General features: G+C 64.9%; 3 protein-coding genes. All 3 read right to left on the bottom strand.

From position 1 onward, the window contains the following. On the bottom strand, positions 1-863 hold an 863-nt coding region (locus WCE35_RS20095), incomplete at its 3' end, for an ATP-binding protein (RefSeq protein WP_424595067.1). 389 nt (positions 864-1,252) lie between these two features. Continuing rightward, entirely contained in the window at positions 1,253-2,392 is a 1,140-nt protein-coding gene (recF, locus tag WCE35_RS20100) for a DNA replication/repair protein RecF (protein WP_424595068.1), read from the bottom strand. Between the two features lie 131 nt (positions 2,393-2,523). After that, positions 2,524-2,944 (bottom strand): DNA polymerase III subunit beta (locus WCE35_RS20105; RefSeq protein ID WP_424595069.1); only part of this gene is annotated, 421 nt, incomplete at its 5' end.

Raw genomic sequence — 2,944 nt, forward strand, 5'->3', positions numbered from 1 at the left:
TTGGTGAAGCACAGCACGTTCTCGTGGTAGCTGTCGTTCCACCACAGCGCCGCCTCGACGCCGATGCCGTTCATCTCCGCGCGCACGATGATCGGAGCGGGCACCATCGCCTTCTTGTTGCGGTCGAGATATTTGACGAATTCCTCGACGCCGCCGTCGTAGCGCATCTCCTCGCGCTTCTCGACCGCGTGGCGCATGTCGGACAGCAGGATATTGACGCCGGAATTCAGGAACGCGAGCTCGCGCAGGCGATGCTCCAGCGTCGGGAAATCATATTCGACATTGGTGAAGGTTTCGGTGGAGGCTGTGAACGTCACCTCGGTGCCGCGCCTGCCGCCCGCGTCGCCGACCACCTTGAGCGGCGCCACCGCATCGCCATGGGCGAATTCGATGAAATGCTCCTTGCCGTCGCGCCACACCCGCAATTGCAGCTTGCTCGACAGCGCATTGACCACGGAAACGCCGACGCCGTGCAGTCCGCCGGAAACCTTGTAGGAATTCTGGTCGAATTTTCCGCCGGCGTGCAGCTGGGTCATGATGACTTCGGCCGCGGAAATGCCTTCGCCCTTGTGAATGTCGACCGGAATGCCGCGGCCGTCGTCGCGCACGGTGACGGAGCCGTCGGCATTGAGCACGACCTCTACCGCGGTGGCGTGGCCGGCAAGCGCTTCGTCGATCGCGTTGTCGACGACCTCATAGACCATGTGGTGCAGGCCGGAACCGTCATCGGTATCGCCGATATACATGCCCGGCCGCTTGCGCACGGCATCGAGGCCTTTCAAAACCCGGATCGATTCCGCGCCATATTCAATGGGAATGGGATGCTCAGTGTCGGCAGTTGTCTGCCGGGCAGGTTCTGTCATGTGAAGCCTTCGAGGACGTCCCGAATCAGCTGCGCAGCATGAGGCGCTGATTGATCTATTTGTGCCATGAAAGAGGCACTGCGCCTAGCGCAAAGTCTCCGTCCACAACCTGTTGAATAGATGGTTCTTTTTGCCCCTGTTTCAAGGTGGCTGACCGCTGATTCCGGGGCCCTTGCAAAGCGCGATTCGGGGCCTCGTTCCGACGCCCGAAGGTCCGGATTTTTGGCTTCCGCCCGACCGCAAATGGCGGATCGCGGCAGACCTGCTGGAGAAGGCGCCGCAGCGATCAGATCCATCTCACCGAACAAGGCTCGGCGTATCTGAGCGGCAAGGTGATCGACCGCGTGCTCGGCGGGCAGGCGGCCGCGGGCAGGCCGCGATAGCAGCTGTCAGGCACGGCCGGCGATGCTGCCGGACTCGACGTCGAAAATCTCGCCGGTCGCGCCGATGTCGGCGAACGCCGCGGGGTCGGCGCCGGTCATCCAGACCTGCGCGCCGAGTCTTGCGAGCTCGTCGAACAGCGCCTTGCGCCTCGCGGGATCAAGATGGGCGACGACTTCGTCAAGCAGCAATAGCGGCACGATGCCGGTCATTTCCGCGACCAGCGCGGCGTGCGCCAGCACCAGCCCGATCAAGAGCGCCTTCTGTTCGCCGGTGGAGGCGTCGCCGGCCGGCATGTTCTTCGGCGCGTAGACCACCTTGAGATCGGTGAGGTGCGGGCCGTCGAGCGTGCGTCCCGCCGCGGCGTCGCGGGCGCGGCTGGTGCGCAGGATCTCACGATAGCGATCCTCCACCGTGGTCGCAGGCTCGCCGGCCAGCGCATTCTCCATCCAGCCGTCGAGCATGATCTGCGCGGCGGGGAAGGCGGCGGCCTCGCCGCGTTGGCGCAGCATCGCCGCGAGCCTGATCGCGGTCTGGCCGCGGGTCGCCGCGACCGCGACCGCGAGCTCGGCGGTTTCGCGCTCGATCGCGTCACACCAATGGTCGTCGTAATTGCGCACTTCGAGCAGCCGGTTGCGCGACCGCAAGGAGCGCTCCAGCGCCGACACCCGACTCGAATGCTCGCTGTCGATCGCCAGCACCAGCCGGTCAAAGAAGCGCCGGCGTTCCGACGCGGCGCCAAGGAACAGCCCGTCCATCGAAGGGGTCAGCCACACCATGCGCAGATGATCGCCGAAGGCGGTCGCCGAACTGACCGGCTCGCGGTCGATCCGGCAGCGCCGGGTGATCGAATTCGTCTCGCTGCCGGGCGCGTCGATGCCGGTGCCGAGCGTCGCAAGGCCAAGCGCGCCCTCGACCTCCGCGGACACCGCCCAGGAGCCGTCGCCCTGATTGTCAGCGACATCTTCCAGCGTCGCGCGTCGCAGTCCGCGCCCCGGCGCGAGAAACGAAATCGCCTCGAGGCAATTGGTTTTGCCGGCACCGTTCGGCCCGACCAGAACCACCACATCGCCGCCCGTCCGCAGGCTCGCCGCGCGATAGTTGCGGAAATGGCTCAGCGACAGGCGGCGGATGCGGGAGGGGGTCATGAGGTGGAAATTCGGTCTTTCTTCCCCTCTCCCCTTGTAGGTGTTCAGACCGGGGACATGGTGGATAGGTGTTCGGAGACATCGTGGACGCTTTCGGCGGCGAATCAAGGAGGCTGTCGGATGCCGTTCCGTCACACCCGCATCGGCATCAGCACGTAGAGCGCGTCCTTGTGTTCCTTGTCCTGCACCAGCGTCGGCGAGCCGGGGTCGGCCAACCTCAGGACCGCGACTTCGCCCTCGATCTGGGCCGCGATGTCGAGCAGATAGCGCGAGTTGAATCCGATATCGAGCGGGTCGGACGCGTATTCGACTTCGAGCTCTTCGGTGGCGCTGCCGGAATCCGGATTGGTCACCGAGAGCACCAGCTTGCCGGGGGACAGCGCGAGCTTCACCGCGCGGCCGCGTTCGCTCGAGATCGTCGAGACGCGGTCAACGGCGGCTTCGAAATCCTTCTTGTCGACGACGAGTTCCTTGTCGTTGTTCTGCGGAATGACGCGGCCGTAATCCGGAAAGGTGCCGTCGATCAGTTTCGAGGTCAGCACCACGTTGCCG

This window comes from Bradyrhizobium sp. (genome assembly GCF_049691595.1).
Classification (GTDB): domain Bacteria; phylum Pseudomonadota; class Alphaproteobacteria; order Rhizobiales; family Xanthobacteraceae; genus Bradyrhizobium.

What these genes read in the sequence shown, in the direction of transcription:
- recF (WP_424595068.1), bottom strand. Translation starts at nt 2,392, where the DNA reads ATGACCCCCTCCCGCATCCGCCGCCTGTCGCTGAGCCATTTCCGCAAC.